Genomic DNA, 15,138 nt, shown 5'->3' on the forward strand with positions numbered 1-15,138 from the left:
AGAAGGAAAGGCCTGCCATGGATATTGATTTGAGCATCCTGCGAAAGCTTGAAAAAGAAGGGGATATCGTCCTCGATGAGGTTATACCGATGATCGAGAACGCACTACTTTTGGCGTACCACAAACAGCCTGGAGCTATCCGCGAATCACGAGCAGAAATTGACCTCACCACAGGAACCGTCACTATCTGGGCACCAGAACTAGACGAAAACGACGAAAAAATTGGTGAATTCGACGACACCCCCAATAACTTTGGACGTATCGCTTCTTCAACAGCTCGACAAATTATTCAGCAACGTCTTCGTGACGCTCAAGACTCTCAAGTTCTCGGCGTTTTCCGTGACCGCGAAGGAGAGATTGTTTCTGGTATCGTGCAACAGGGCCCTAACCCTCGCATGGTTCATGTTGATTTGGGAGCTGTCGAAGCTGTCCTTCCCACTTCCGAGCAGGTTCCCGGCGAGCGCTACCCGCACGGTTTGCGTTTCCGCTCATATATCCTTGAAGCCCGCCGTGGGCCTAAAGGTCCTTCCATCGTACTTTCTCGAACACACCCCAACTTTGTGCGTGGACTTTTTGAACATGAAGTACCAGAAATTCAAGAAGGCCTCGTCGAAATCATGGAAGTAGCACGTGAAGCCGGCCATCGCACCAAGATTGCTGTGCGTGCTACCAAACCTGGCATTAACCCTAAAGGTTCTTGTATCGGTGAGATGGGCGCTCGTGTGCGCGCGGTGATGTCTGAACTTAACGACGAAAAAATTGATATCGTTGATTATTCTGAAGACCCCACAGAATTTATTTCTGCGGCTCTTTCACCGGCAAGAGTTAAACATGTAACGGTGATTGACCCTAAAACTTTCTCTGCTCGTGCGGTAGTGCCAGATGATCAGCTTTCTTTGGCTATTGGTAAAGAAGGTCAGAACGCTCGTCTTGCGGCGAAACTTACTGGTTGGCGTATCGATATTCTTTCTGAATCTCGTTACAATCAGGCCGTCGGAGAAGACGAAGAATAACACGCAGAATGCGAGTTAACTAACAAAGTTTCAGTTCTGTCGATGAAGAACGATAGACTGATAGTGGTGTTACGAAACGACGCACCATAGGTGTAGCCGTTTCTTGCGGGGCATTGACCCCAGAAGACGGCGTGAAATATCCGAATATAGTAAGAAGGGATGAGCTCATACTCATGAAACCCCAACGAACTTGTATCGGATGTCGTGAAGTAACAGCACAAGAAGAATTAGTCCGAGTTGCTTTAGAAAACGTCACGGCGGGGCAACCGCCTCGCGTGGTATGGGATATGCGACGACGACTACCCGGACGCGGAGCATGGCTACATCATAGCCATGAATGTTTGAATAAAGCTCAGAAAAAAGGAGCTTTCAATCGAGCGTTTCGCACACGGGTCAATGCCGTAGAACTCGTTGTCGAAACATCAACGTCAACGACGTTCTCCTCGGCTCGTCACCAGGCGAGTCGGGTGGCGAACTAATGTAAGTCAACTAGTTTGACGACTTCTTATTCGAAAGCGAGTCAGAAAACTGATGGAAACCCTATGAGTGCCGCACAATGAGTACTATTACGTGCTCTGTTACCGGCAAAATGATGGGTGGTTACAACCGTAATACACCCGTTTATCTCAAGTACTGAAGGTTCGCGCCGTCCTCGGCGTGAGCCAGGACAGGAGAAAAGTGGCTAAACCCCGCGTACACGAGATCGCGAAAGACCTCGGTATCACCTCTAAAGAAGCTGTCGCAAAGCTTCAAGAACTCGGCGAATTCGTCAAAAGTGCGTCTTCGACCGTTGAACCTCCCGTAGAGAAAAAACTACGTGCAGCGTTCCCCAAGAAAGAAAACTCTGCAGAAAAAGCTGAGAAAGCTCCGCAGAAGAGTTCTTCACCTAAAACAACAGGTGCAGCGAAGCCTGCGCCTAAACCTTCTACCAGCTCAGCTGTTAAACCTGGACCTAAACCTCCAGCTAAAGCACCAGTTGCGGAAGCTAAAACTTCTCAGCCTTCACCTGCTGCTAAGCCTGCAGCGCAGCCAGAGAAACCTGCTCAGCCTAAGAACGCTGCCAAGCCCTCTGGCCCTCGCCCCGGCAACAACCCCTTCTCTACACAACAGGGAATGTCTCAGCCAACACCGACACCGGCAAATACGCCTAAACCCGGTGCGGTCTCCGCTAAGCCTGGGCCTAAACCTGGCCCTCGCCCCGGCAACAACCCCTTCTCTACACAACAGGGAATGGGCAAGAACTCTGAACGTGGTGGGCGTTCTGAACGTGGCGGTAATGCTTCTACTCGTGGTGGACGTAACCAGCGTGGAGGACATAATGCCCCTCGCTCCGGTGGCGCAAACGCTGGAGCACGCCCCGGTGGTGGACGTAACCCACGTCCTGCCGGAAATGGTGCTCCTCGCCCCGCAGGCAACAATGCTCCTCGCTCCGGTGGCGCAAATACTCCTCGCCCAGCGGGTAATAACGCTCCTCGCCCAGCGGGTAATAACGCTCCTCGCCCCGCAGCAAATGCAGGTAGCGGCGCAAACCGCCCATCACCTAATATGATGCCAACAAAGATGACACCTGGTGCTAGCCCTCGTGGCGGCGGTGCCGGTGGTAACTCTCGCCGTGGCGGCAACTCCGGTGGCGGATTCAACCGCGGACCAGGACGTGGCGGACCCGGTGGTGGACGCGGAAATGCGCAGGGTGCTTTCGGCCGCGGAGGTGCCGGTTCTAAGCGCAAGAGCAAGAAGCGTGCACGCATCAATCGTGACCTTGAAGAGGTTCTACTACCGCACTTGGCAGGTGTTCAGATTCCTCGCGGTGACGGAAACACTCTCGTTCGTCTTCGACGTGGTGCATCTATTACCGATTTTGCTGAGAAAATTAACGCAAACCCTGCATCGTTGATTACCGTGCTATTCCGTCTTGGCGAAATGGCAACGCAAACTCAGTCATTGGACGAAGAAACCTTTGAACTGCTCGGCGCAGAACTCGGTTACGTTGTTAAAATCGTTTCCCCTGAAGACGAAGAACGCGAACTTTTCGAATCCTTCGACATCAACCTTGAAGCAGAAACCGCTGCAGAAGATGATGATGTTCTAGAAGTTCGTCCTCCAGTGGTGACTGTTATGGGTCACGTCGATCATGGTAAAACCCGTTTGCTTGACGCTATCCGTAATACGAACGTGATTGAGGGAGAAGCCGGCGGCATTACCCAGCACATCGGCGCGTACCAGATTCACACGACTGTTGAAGGCGAAAAGCGAGCTATCACCTTTATTGATACTCCCGGTCACGAAGCGTTCACCGCAATGCGTGCCCGTGGTGCTAAAGTCACTGACATCGCAATTTTGGTGGTTGCAGCAGACGACGGCGTAATGCCTCAGACTGTTGAAGCTATCCGTCACGCACAGGCCGCTAAGGTACCTATGATTGTGGCTGTCAACAAGATCGATAAAGAGGGCGCTTCACCTGATAAGGTTCGTGGACAGCTTACTGAATACGACCTCATCCCTGAAGAATACGGTGGAGACACCATGTTCGTGAATGTCTCAGCACGCGATAACCTCAACATTGATGCGCTCTTGGAAGCTGTCTGCCTCACTGCAGACAACACCATGGTCCTTAAAGCGAACCCCCATAAAGAAGCTCGTGGCGTTGCTATTGAAGCAAACCTCGACAAGGGACGTGGCGCCGTGTCCACGGTACTGGTACAGTCCGGTACTTTGCATATTGGTGACGCGATTGTTGCCGGTGTGGCTTATGGTCGTGTTCGTGCAATGTTCGATGAGAACGGTCAAGCCCTTACAGAAGCTGGGCCTTCACGTCCAGTTCAGGTACTTGGTCTTTCTACCGTTCCTCGTGCAGGCGATACGTTTATCTCTACCGAAGAAGAACGTACTGCACGCCAAATTGCCGAAAAGCGTGAAGCTGCAGACCGTAACGCACAGCTTGCTAGCCGTCGTAAACGCGTCACCTTGGAATCCTTCGATGACGCAGTTGCTGAAGGCAAGATGGACACCTTGAACCTCATCATCAAGGGTGACGTCTCAGGTGCTGTTGAAGCTCTTGAAGAGTCCTTGATGAAGATTGAAGCTGGTGGAGACGAAGTTCAGCTCCGTATCATTCACCGTGGCGTTGGTGCTATCACTCAAAATGACGTGAACCTTGCAACCGTTGATAACGCTGTGATTATTGGTTTCAACGTTCGTCCGGCAGAGCGTGTGGCAGAACTGGCAGAACGCGAAGGCGTAGAAATGAAGTTCTACTCCGTGATTTACCGTGCCATTGAAGAAATTGAGCTTGCTGTCAAGGGTATGCTCAAGCCTGAATACGAAGAAGTGGAGCTTGGTTCTGCTGAGATTCGCGAAGTATTCCGTTCTTCCAAGTGGGGTAACATTGCTGGTTCTATCGTCAAAGACGGAATCATCAAGCGTAACGCTAAGGCTCGTCTGGTTCGTGACGGCTCCGTTGTTGCAGATAACCTCAACATTGAGTCCTTGCGACGATTCAAGGATGACGCTACTGAAGTTCGTGAAGGCTACGAGTGCGGTATCGGACTTGGCTCCTTCAACGACATTCATGAAGGCGACATCATTGAGACGTGGGAGCTACGAGAAAAGCCACGCGTCTAAAGAATATATGACGCTAGGGTGAACACTACGCTAGATAGATGTGGTGATTCACTCCGCTAATCTATCAAGGGTGAGAGTGCAGGGGAGTCTGCGCTCTCACCCTTGATAAGTTTTTGAGTGCATTGACCTTTAACCGGTAGACTGACATAAGAACCGGTATATTAAAACTATTTTTCAAGGAGAGACTGATGGCTGATGCAGCTCGCGCCGCACGCTTGGCAGACCGTATCAAAGTGATTGTGGCTCAGGCGCTAGAACGTCGTATTAAAGACCCTCGTCTAGGATTTGTGACGGTAACAGACGCTCGCGTTACCAACGATTTGCAACACGCAACCGTGTACTACACCGTATATGGCACACCTGAAGAACAAGAATCAACAAAAGCGGCTTTAGAATCAGCCCGCGGAATTTTACGTTCTGAGGTGGGTAAGAACATTACTGCTCGTCTGACCCCAACATTAACTTTTGTTCCTGACGAGGTACCGGTGAACGCTTCTCATATTGAAGAGCTTCTACGTCAAGCACGCAGCCGTGATGAGGCTTTAGCGCAAGAATCTGCTCAGGCTCAGTACGCAGGTGAAGCTGACCCTTATAAGAAACCTGCTGAAGATACCGAAGACGAAGAAGCATAACCGGTGGCACGCCGAGCACCTAACGGGCCTTCAGGAATCGTTGTTATTGATAAACCTGCAGATCTAACAAGTCATGATGTCGTGGGGAAAGTGCGCCGTTTAGCGCATACTCGACGGGTTGGACACGCCGGAACTTTAGATCCTATGGCAACAGGCGTTCTCATCGTAGGCGTTAATAAGGCTACTAAGCTATTGACGTGGATTACGGGGGAGTCAAAGAGCTATACGGCTACCATCCGTTTGGGCGGTACTACTCATAGCGACGATTTTGATGGACAGCTGCGTTGGTTATGTTCTTCCGAGCATCTGAAAACAATACGTGACGAAGATATTATTCAACAGGTGCAGAAACTAACCGGAGATATTGTTCAAGTACCGTCATCGGTCTCTGCCATTAAGGTCGATGGTGTGCGTTCCTATGCTCGCGTTCATCAAGGAGAAGACGTCAAGCTTGCTGGACGTGCCGTACACGTGGCAGAGTTTAAGGTGCTTGATGTGTCTCGCCGGATGGTAAAAGTTGCAGATTTTGCTCGTGAGCTATCGGAAGAGCTCGTATCAGAATATACTCCTGAGACGATGGCTCCAGTCATCGATGTGCAGGTTGAAGTTTCTGTCTCTTCTGGTACGTATGTGCGTGCTTTAGCCCGTGATTTAGGGCAGAGCCTTGGCACCGGAGGATATTTAACTCAGCTGCGTCGTACACGTATTGGTACTGTGAACTTAGAACACTCGGTTTCTTTAGAAGAATTAGCCGAGCAAGAAGAGACGGACGGGCAGATTCGTCTGATTTCTTTAGAAGACTCTGTTCGAGCTATTTTTCCTTCTCGTACTCTTCTGGCAGAGGAAGCGACGGATATTTCTTTTGGACGTGCTATTAAGGCTGCCTCTGAAGACGTCGCTTTATACGTTGCTCCTGAAGAACCGAATAATCATCCGCAGGTTGAGGGTGTCGAAGCTGTTTTTGCTCCTGACGGTACATTGGTGGCGTTGGTAAAAAACCAGAAGAAGCGTGGAAAGGTCTTGAGCTTTCCATTATTGGTGTGGGAATCAGGAAAAATATTTGAGGATCAAAACGCATGATGTTCGCTGGTTTAGATGTATGGTTTTGGGGGACCGCACTATTAGGTGGAGTATCTTCTCTTATCTGTTGTTGGCAGTTTCTTCGAGGAAGGGTTCCTGATGATTGGTCTCAAGGTTCTGTTCTGATTCTTGAACTATGGCTGGTGATATATCTCATCGGTTCGGTAATCATGCAGATAACTACCGATGGTCCTAGCGGAGACTGGTTAGAATACTATGGTTATCTCATCACTGCGATGCTTATTCCTGCCGGAACTTTTTTCTGGTCGCTTTCAGAACGTACTCGTTGGTCTACCTTAGTGTTGGCTTTAGCGGGCGTTGTTTTGATTGTGATGGTGCATCGGATGAATATGCTCTGGTATTACTATTAGAGCTCAACTTTTCCGGTCTATGATGTAGGACGGATAAGAGTCCGCATTATCATGCGCTTGGACATGGTGCGCGGGTTATTTTCCAAACGTTAGAAGAGAAAAAGAGAACATGTCTAATCTCACCGCAACAAAGTCTCGTGGTTTTGGCAGACTGCTCATTGTTATTTATTGGGTGTTTTCGTTGTCTGCGACTGCTCGAGCTGGGTATCAACTGATTCGTAAGTTTGACCAAGCTCCAGTGTCTATTACGCTTTCTGCAATCTCTGCGGTGGTTTATATTGTGGCAACAATTTGTCTTGCTCGAAAAGATGCGACTTCTTGGAAGCTTGCTGTTGGTGCGGTAAGTTTTGAACTAGTAGGGGTAATATCGGTCAGTGCGCTGTCGTATTTGCGTCCTGATTTGTTTCCTTTAGCGAGTGTGTGGTCTCACTTTGGTCAAGGGTATGGGTACATTCCTTTGGTGTTGCCTATTGTTGGGCTGTGGTGGCTGATGCGTACTCGGAAGCTTTCTACACCTTAATGGTGCATGCTATACCAGCTCGTAAGCTCTGAAACTTTTCTGTGAGTGTGTCCCGAACCTTGATGTGTTCTTGTGGTACGGGGTTCATTGCGTAGGATAGAAGTAAGAGAACCAAACTCAAGGAGAACTGTGGACGTCTACCGTCATCTCAACGATATGCCTGCACAAGGGGCACCCTCTGTGGTGACTTTAGGGAACTTTGACGGTGTACATACCGGTCATATTGCTGTACTGAAAACTGTTGTTGATTATGCTCAGCAACATGGTTTACGGTCGGTTGCGATTTCTTTTGATCCGCATCCTGCGCGGGTTCATCGTCCAGAGGTTTCTTTGGAAGAGATTATGGGGCAAGACGATCGCCAGGTTTTCTTGGAAGAAGTAGGTATTGAGCATTATCTTCTGATGGAATACACTCATGATTTTTCTCTTCAAAGTCCTGAAGAGTTTGTCGAGTCTACTTTTGTTCATTCCCTCAACGCTAAATATGTGGTGATCGGTGAAGACGTGCGTTTTGGCCGGAATAATAGTGGTGATTTGGCTACGATGCGCCAGCTTGGGCAACGTTATGGTTTTGAGGTCGTAACTGTCGCAGATCTTAAGACAGATGATGGGGAGCGGGTCTCTTCTACTCGTATTCGTGAGCTGTTAGCTCACGGTAAGGTCCATCAGGCTGCCAAACTTTTGGGCCGTCCACATCGTATGCGTGGAGAGATTGTTCATGGTGCTGCTCGTGGCCGTTTATTAGGTTTTCCAACCGCAAATATGTCTGCTGATGCTGAGGGCTTCATCCCCGCTGATGGTGTCTATGCAGGATGGTTAATCGATGAGGCGGGGACACGTCACCCTGTGGCAACGTCGGTTGGAACGAACCCTACTTTTGAAGGTATTACTCGTCGTCAAGTTGAGGCTCATGTTTTGGGCCGCCCCGAAGAACCTATTGAAGATTTTAACCTTTACGGACAGCACGTTGTTCTAGAATTTACAGAGCATCTTCGGGATATGGTTGCCTATACTGGAGTCGACGCTCTGATTGAGCAGATTTCTCAAGATGTTATTGACGCTCAACGCGTGTTATTTGAAGAAGAGGTATCATCTTAGAATTGGCGTAGAAATAACAAGGTGGGGTGTGAACCGTTAACGGTTCACACCCCACCTTGTTGTGGGATAGAGTCTTTTACATTTCTTCGTGTTCTAGGGGGTTGTACCCTTTGCATGGAGCGACTTTATCGTATTCGGTAATACGTTTCATCTGTTCAGGGTTGAGTTCCCACGTGAAGACGTCGATATTTTCTTCCATACGTTGTAAGTTAGCGCTCTTTGGAATGGGAACCATTTGCTGTTGTACTGCCCAACGGAGCGCAACCTGTGCTGGGGTGACTCCAAGTTGCTGTGCAATATCGGCAAATACTGCATCATTTTTGAGGGTTTTCATACGGCCTAATGGTGACCAGCATTGGGTAATAATTGCATTTTGTGCGTTGTATTGTGTGAGTTCTTCTTGACGGTAGAAGGGGCTCAACTCAATTTGGTTGACGGCGGGGGTGACACCGCTGTCTGCAACGATACGGTCAATATGTTCTGGGAGAAAGTTTGAGACTCCGATAGAACGGATTTTTCCTTCTTCTTGCATACGGACCAGTGCTTTCCACGTGGGTACGTAGAGATTTTGAGAAGGGTTAGGCCAGTGGATGAGACACAAATCAAGATAATCGACGTTGAGACGTTCTAAAGACTTGTAAACTGAATTGATAGTGGTGTCAAAGCCATGGTCACGACCTGGTATTTTGGTGGTGACGAAAAGTTCTTCTCGCTCAACTCCGCATCGTTGAATGGCTTGTCCTACACCGTGTTCGTTGCGGTAATTTTGTGCGGTGTCGATGAGCCTGTATCCTCGTCGGATTGCTTCTGCTACGGCGACTTCTGCTTGGACGTCATCCATACCGTAGGTGCCTAAGCCGATGGGTGGAATGGTGTTTCCATCACGCATAATGTGGTCTTGCATTTTAACCTTCCCCTGACAGTTATTTCTTTATTTTTTCTATCATATGGAGGATGTATTGCGCTGAACGCGGTGCAACGATATCCATTGAAAGATGAAAATCTTGGTCTGCTGCTGGCCCGCAAAGGTCTGAGACACATCGTATTGCGATAAATGGTACGCGATGGCTGTAGCATACTTGGGCGATTGCGGTGGTTTCCATATCCGTAGAAAGAGCAGAGGGGAAGACTTCTCGTGTGTCTTTGACGTTATGTGTGGTGACGAAAGAACCGCCAGCTAACATTAATCCAATTTTGACCGGGTGGGTGCTTTCTGTTTCTATAGTGCGTGTATTCTCTAGGAGTTCGGTGTTGCTGTCGTAGTATGTTGGCATGCTGGGTACTTGTCCGCGTTCATATCCGAATGCGGTAGCGTCTGCATCGGTGTAGGTGTATTGTGTGCCGATGATGATGTCCCCAACGTTAACGTTTTGGTGGAGTCCTCCGGCTGTTCCACCGCATAGGATGGCGCTGGGATGTTTAATCTGTGAGAGGGCGAAACTGGTCGCGCTGGCGGCATTGACTAACCCGATTTTTGAGCGCACAAGCAAGATGGGATGTGCTGTTTCTTGGTGCATATGGTATCGGGGGAAGAATTTTGCTTCTCCGATGGTGTAGCTGGGTGCTGCTTCTATTGTCTTCTCGAGAAGTGGTGCGGCTTCTTCATCCATGGCTACTTGGACGATGACAGCGTGCGAGAATGCTTCTGGTAGGTCAGGTGTTGTATGTTCCATATTCCTTATTCTCTCTTACCTCTATGTTTTTAGCTACTGGGGCAGAATAAAACGGAGTGTTGGCAGGGGGAGTATCTGTGTGGTGGATGAGGTACGGGAGATTCTTCGGGTTTTACTCTGGTGTTTCTCAGGCGTGAACCATAGACTACAGGAGATTACTTTTGCAGGTTAGTGCAAGAAAATTGTGCTGATTGTAATTTTCTAAGGAGAATAATATGAGTGTGATGATTCCTACTATTGCTAGCGCTACTGGTTTGATGGGCGGTTATAAGATCGCTCGTGTTACTGGTGTTCGTGCTCTTGGCGGTGTTTTGCTTGCTGCCGGTGGCGCTGTTGCGTATTCGGGGTGGAAGAAGAATGCGGGGACTCCTACGGCTCTTGCTTTGACCGGTGTGTATCTTGGGAGCTTTGGTTATTCTCATGTTCTTGCTCATAAGATTGGGGCGTGGCCTTCGGTGTGTGCGGTGACTGGTGCTACGGCTATTGCTTCTATAGTGTTTGGTCGAGAATCTCGTTAACCGTTGATGGGTTTATGACGGTAGTTGTCAAAGTTTTGTGAGTTTTAGTGTTTCTTATATCTCATCTATAGGAATAAGCACGCGTTATTTTGTGTACTGATGTAACAATGAGGGGTCAGATTGATTCCCCAATGATTCAGGAATAGCTCATGAACACTACCGTCTCTCCCTCCACCTCGGATACTCCCTCCACCCTGAGACGAGGTTTATCTCTTCGTCATATCCTTTTTATTGCTCTTGGTTCAGCCATCGGAACCGGACTTTTCTATGGTTCCGCATCCGCCATTTCTCTAGCTGGACCTTCAGTGCTCTTGGCATACATCATCGGTGGAGCGGCTGTTTTCATGGTCATGCGCGCCATGGGGCAAATGGCTCTAGCCCACCCCGTCTCAGGTGCCTTTTCTGAATATGCCACCCGATACCTCGGACCATGGGCAGGATTCACCACCGGATGGACATACGCCTTCGAAATGGCACTCGTTGCCATTGCTGACGTTACAGCCTTCGCCGTGTATATGCAGTTCTGGTTTCCTTCCTCTCCGGCATGGGTCTGGATCGGCGTAGTTTTACTGTTGATTATGGCTATTAATCTTGTTCAGATTAAAGCTTTTGGCGAAAGTGAATTTTGGTTCACCACAATTAAAGTCGCTGCAATCATTGCCATGATTATCGGCGGCATTATTCTTATGCTGATTGGAACTCAATCTGTTGCTGGAAACACCGCCTCCATCACAAATCTTTGGAGCAACGGCGGATTCTTCCCTCACGGTATATCTGGTTTTATCGCCTGCTTTACCGTCGTTATGTTTGCTTTTGGCGGTATCGAAACTATCGGTATTGCTGCTGGAGAAGCTGAAAATCCTAAAGTATCTATTCCTAAAGCCGTCAACACCACACCCGTACGTATCCTACTGTTCTACGTTTTAGCGTTGACAGTCATTATGTCTCTTATCCCTTGGAACCAGATTCAAGGACAGAGCTCTCCCTTCGTGCAAATCTTTAGCGCTTTAGGTATCCCAGCAGCTGCTCACATCCTGAACTTTGTGGTTCTTACCGCCGCGGTTTCGGCTATTAACGCTGACGTATATGGTGCTGGGCGTATGCTGTATGGTCTTGCACAACAGAAAATGGCACCTGATGCATTTACTCGTACCGCAAAAAATGGAGTTCCCTACATGACTGTTGTCTGTACCGGCTTAGTCCTGATTGTGGGGGTTTTCGTGAACGTCTTCTTTGAAAATGCGTTCTTAGTGGTTGCTTCTCTTGCAACTTTTGCAACGGTCATGGTCTGGGTCATGATTCTTCTATCCCATATTGCCTTCGTCCGAAAAAACAACCACAGTGCATCTCCTCTCGGTTCCTATGTGGCATTGGCTTTCATGGCCTTTATCGTATTGCAGTTTGCGTTCTTTGCGGATACTCGTTTAGCGCTGATAGTCGGTGCTATCTGGTGTGTGTTCCTCGGCGCTTTTTATGTAACTTTTGTCAAAAAGAATCAAGGAAGTTCGCTCCTGTAGTTCTCCTAGCGTTTTCTTTCAGGTAGAGTAAGAGAGATATGAGACTGCAGTCCGTGGTTGTCTCATAGTGTTCTTATTGCTTCTCGGCTTTTAGCGTTGCTAAATCTGAGGCGTAATATAACGAATCCCCGACAACAAAAATGTTGTTCGGGCCGTACACGGCACTAACTCTAGGAGTTATAACAGTGGCGCTAGATCCCGCAGTTAAACAGGAAATTATCAAGGAATACGCAACTCACGAAGGTGACACCGGTTCACCTGAGGTACAGATTGCAGTTTTGACTCGTCGTATCACCGACTTGACTGAACACTTGAAGTTCCACAAACACGATCACCACTCTCGTCGTGGCTTGATGATCCTCGTTGGTCGTCGCCGCAACATGCTTGGCTACCTCAAGAGTGTTGACATCGAACGTTACCGTGCTCTTATCGAGCGCCTCGGTATCCGCCGATAAACATTAAACTTTGGGAGGGCGAAACCGGTGCAACATCTTTCATAGCCTCAGCGATGAGAGATGAAACATTGGTGACGCCCTCTTTCGGCTTTCAGAGACTCATCATCTCTCTCAAAGCCACCACCTAATACACCACCATAAGACCCGATACCTCGCTCAGAGGATTGACCGGTCCTCGGTTGCGGTTTGCGGAGCACCACATCAACTCGTGCGTGTGCCGAAAACTTCCATCGAAGATCGATCTTGTCTGAGAGAGATATCGGCAGAGAAGAAATGGAGGAACCTTGGAAGGTCCCGAAATTAAATTTGCAGAAGCTATTATCGACAACGGAAAATTCGGTACTCGTACCGTCCGTTTTGAAACTGGACGTCTCGCAAAACAAGCAGCAGGTTCAGCTCTCGTCACTATCGACGAAGACACCACCTTGCTTTCCGCTACAGCTATTAGCAAGTCTCCACGCGAAGGCTTTGACTTCTTTCCGCTCACCGTGGACGTCGAAGAACGTATGTACGCAGCAGGAAAGATTCCTGGCTCATTCTTCCGCCGTGAAGGACGCCCCACCACTGAAGCAATCCTTGCAGCACGCCTCATTGACCGCCCACTTCGTCCAGCCTTCACCAAAGGTATCCGCAACGAAGTTCAAGTAGTCGTTACCGTTCTGACCATTGATCCTGACGAAATCTACAACACCGTAGCAATCAACGCAGCATCATGTTCCACCACTCTATCGGGCGCTCCATTTAGCGGTCCTATCGGTGGCGTGCGTATCGCCCTCATCGACGGCCAATGGGTATGCTTCCCGAAACATTCACAGCTTGAAAACGCCGTTTTCGATATGGCTGTTGCTGGTCGTATCGTCACCAAAGCCGATGGAACAGAAGACGTTGCCATCATGATGGTTGAAGCAGAAGCAACCGACAACTCTTGGACACTCATTAAAGATAACGGTCAGCAAGCACCCACCGAAGAAGTTGTTGCACAAGGCCTCGAAGCCGCAAAACCCTTCATCAAAGCGCTATGCGAAGCTCAGCTAGCCCTTAAGAATGAAGCAGGTAAAGAGCCTCTTGATCTACCAACTTTTGGTTCACACGACGAAGACGTAGATAACGCTGTCAAAAACTTTGCAGCGGACAAACTCGTTGAAGTGTACTCTATCGCCGGTAAACAAGAACGCGAACAAGCTGCTACCGAACTACAGAGCGCACTACTTGAACAGCTCACCGCTGAAGGACAAGAGTTCGAAGGCCGTGAAGACGAAGTAGAAGCAGCCTTTGCAGCTTTGACAAAACACACGGTGCGTCAGCGTATCCTCACCGAACAGGTACGTATTGATGGACGTGGTCTCACCGATATCCGCCAGCTAACTGCTGAAGTTGAAGTTCTTCCTCGCGTACACGGGTCAGCAATCTTCGAACGTGGCGAAACCCAGATTATGGGTGTCACCACGTTGAACATGCTCAAAATGGAACAGCAGCTTGACTCCCTACACCCCGTCAAAGCAAAACGTTACATCCACCACTACAACTTCCCTCCATACTCCACCGGCGAAACCGGTCGTGTTGGCTCACCTAAACGACGTGAAATCGGACACGGTGCTCTAGCAGAACGTGCGCTTACACCAGTGCTGCCTTCTCGTGAAGAGTTCCCCTACGCAATTCGTCAGGTCTCTGAAGCTCTCGGATCCAACGGCTCCACCTCCATGGGCTCAGTCTGTGCTTCAACCCTTTCGCTACTCAACGCTGGCGTACCTCTACGTGCACCTGTTGCAGGTATTGCTATGGGACTTGTCTCCGATGAGGTTGACGGCGAGACCCGCTACGCAGCATTGACCGACATCCTTGGCGCAGAAGATGCTCTAGGCGATATGGACTTCAAAGTTGCCGGAACCAGCGAGTTCGTCACCGCAATTCAGCTCGACACCAAACTCGACGGCATCCCCGCATCTGTTCTTGCCGCAGCACTAACTCAAGCTCGTGAAGCACGCCTTCACATCCTCGAAGTTCTCAACGCAGCTATCGACGCCCCCGACGAGATGAGCGACTACGCTCCTCGCGTGATTTCAGTACAAGTTCCTGTCTCAAAGATTGGTGAAGTCATTGGTCCTAAGGGCAAGATGATTAACCAGATTCAAGAAGATACCGGAACCGATATCTCCATCGAAGATGACGGAACCGTCTACATCGGTGCAGTGGACGGGCCTTCAGCAGAAGCTGCTCGTGCGGCAGTGAACGCTATCGCGAACCCACAGGTTCCCGAAGTCGGCGAACGCTACCTCGGAACAGTCGTCAAAACTACAACTTTCGGGGCGTTTATCTCTTTGACTCCCGGCAAAGACGGTCTGTTGCACATTTCTGAACTTCGTAAGCTCAACGACGGCAAACGAGTCAATGACGTTGAAGACGTTGTCTCAGTGGGACAGAAGATTCAGGTTGAAATCGCCAAAATCGATGATCGTGGCAAGCTATCTCTTGCTCCTGTCGTCGCCGGCGAAGAAAACACCGACGAAGAAGAAAACGACAACGAATAATCTCGTAGGTTGTCTCTGAAAAGACGCTACATCTGTAGCGTATTGTTTCAGTAGCCTGCATAAGTGTCTTGTGTACTTGTGCAGGCTACTCTTTTATGAGTTTTTAACCTTT

14 protein-coding genes are annotated in these 15,138 nt (G+C 49.2%); 12 read left to right on the forward strand and 2 right to left on the reverse strand.

The window, feature by feature from the left end; all coding sequences use genetic code 11:
• Window positions 1-17 precede the first annotated feature (17 nt).
• From nusA to ACN084_RS05665, 8 genes are all read left to right on the forward strand, one after another.
• The gene (gene nusA, locus ACN084_RS05630) at window positions 18-1,013 is read left to right on the forward strand and encodes a transcription termination factor NusA (protein WP_419102164.1); all 996 of its coding nucleotides are present in this window, start codon (window positions 18-20) and stop codon (window positions 1,011-1,013) included.
• A gap of 173 nt (window positions 1,014-1,186) precedes the next feature.
• Complete coding sequence (locus ACN084_RS05635) at window positions 1,187-1,492, forward strand: YlxR family protein (protein ID WP_419106178.1); 306 nt, start codon at window positions 1,187-1,189, stop codon at window positions 1,490-1,492.
• 199 nt (window positions 1,493-1,691) lie between these two features.
• Window positions 1,692-4,634, forward strand: coding sequence for a translation initiation factor IF-2 (gene infB, locus ACN084_RS05640; protein WP_419106179.1), 2,943 nt, complete (start codon window positions 1,692-1,694; stop codon window positions 4,632-4,634).
• Between the two features lie 188 nt (window positions 4,635-4,822).
• Window positions 4,823-5,266, forward strand: a complete 444-nt coding sequence (gene rbfA / locus ACN084_RS05645; RefSeq protein WP_419102167.1) for a 30S ribosome-binding factor RbfA — start codon at window positions 4,823-4,825, stop codon at window positions 5,264-5,266.
• Window positions 5,267-5,269: 3 nt separating this feature from the next.
• Window positions 5,270-6,346 (forward strand): tRNA pseudouridine(55) synthase TruB, encoded by a 1,077-nt coding sequence (gene truB, locus ACN084_RS05650; RefSeq protein ID WP_419106180.1) that lies wholly within the window; start codon window positions 5,270-5,272, stop codon window positions 6,344-6,346.
• Complete coding sequence (locus tag ACN084_RS05655; RefSeq protein WP_419102169.1) at window positions 6,343-6,717, forward strand: hypothetical protein; 375 nt, start codon at window positions 6,343-6,345, stop codon at window positions 6,715-6,717. The genes truB and ACN084_RS05655 overlap by 4 nt, the downstream gene beginning before the upstream one ends.
• A 109-nt stretch (window positions 6,718-6,826) precedes the next feature.
• Window positions 6,827-7,237, forward strand: a complete 411-nt coding sequence (locus ACN084_RS05660; RefSeq protein WP_419102170.1) for a hypothetical protein — start codon at window positions 6,827-6,829, stop codon at window positions 7,235-7,237.
• Between the two features lie 129 nt (window positions 7,238-7,366).
• Window positions 7,367-8,335, forward strand: a complete 969-nt coding sequence (locus ACN084_RS05665) for a bifunctional riboflavin kinase/FAD synthetase (RefSeq protein ID WP_419106181.1) — start codon at window positions 7,367-7,369, stop codon at window positions 8,333-8,335.
• A gap of 76 nt (window positions 8,336-8,411) precedes the next feature.
• Here the strand turns inward: ACN084_RS05665 and ACN084_RS05670 are convergent, their stop codons facing one another.
• Together ACN084_RS05670 and ACN084_RS05675 are read right to left on the reverse strand one after the other, a co-directional pair.
• Window positions 8,412-9,239: an aldo/keto reductase gene (locus ACN084_RS05670; protein ID WP_419106182.1), complete on the reverse strand. Its 828-nt coding sequence runs from the start codon at window positions 9,237-9,239 to the stop codon at window positions 8,412-8,414.
• A 19-nt stretch (window positions 9,240-9,258) separates the two neighbouring features.
• Window positions 9,259-10,008: a 5'-methylthioadenosine/adenosylhomocysteine nucleosidase gene (locus ACN084_RS05675; protein ID WP_419102173.1), complete on the reverse strand. Its 750-nt coding sequence runs from the start codon at window positions 10,006-10,008 to the stop codon at window positions 9,259-9,261.
• Between the two features lie 215 nt (window positions 10,009-10,223).
• On the opposite strand from ACN084_RS05675, the gene ACN084_RS05680 reads away from it, so the two are divergent.
• The 4 genes from ACN084_RS05680 (at window position 10,224) to ACN084_RS05695 (ending at window position 15,026) form a co-directional block, all read left to right on the forward strand.
• Window positions 10,224-10,526: a hypothetical protein gene (locus ACN084_RS05680; protein ID WP_419106183.1), complete on the forward strand. Its 303-nt coding sequence runs from the start codon at window positions 10,224-10,226 to the stop codon at window positions 10,524-10,526.
• A 149-nt stretch (window positions 10,527-10,675) separates the two neighbouring features.
• Window positions 10,676-12,043, forward strand: coding sequence for an amino acid permease (locus ACN084_RS05685; RefSeq protein ID WP_419106184.1), 1,368 nt, complete (start codon window positions 10,676-10,678; stop codon window positions 12,041-12,043).
• Between the two features lie 185 nt (window positions 12,044-12,228).
• Window positions 12,229-12,498: a 30S ribosomal protein S15 gene (gene rpsO, locus ACN084_RS05690; RefSeq protein WP_419102176.1), complete on the forward strand. Its 270-nt coding sequence runs from the start codon at window positions 12,229-12,231 to the stop codon at window positions 12,496-12,498.
• 284 nt (window positions 12,499-12,782) lie between these two features.
• Window positions 12,783-15,026 carry a polyribonucleotide nucleotidyltransferase gene (locus ACN084_RS05695; protein ID WP_419102177.1) on the forward strand — a complete coding sequence of 748 codons (2,244 nt, stop codon included), beginning with the start codon at window positions 12,783-12,785 and terminating at the stop codon, window positions 15,024-15,026.
• Window positions 15,027-15,138 lie beyond the last annotated feature (112 nt).

Origin of the sequence: Rothia sp. P7208, assembly GCF_048512915.1 — a bacterium.
Lineage (GTDB): Bacteria > Actinomycetota > Actinomycetes > Actinomycetales > Micrococcaceae > Rothia.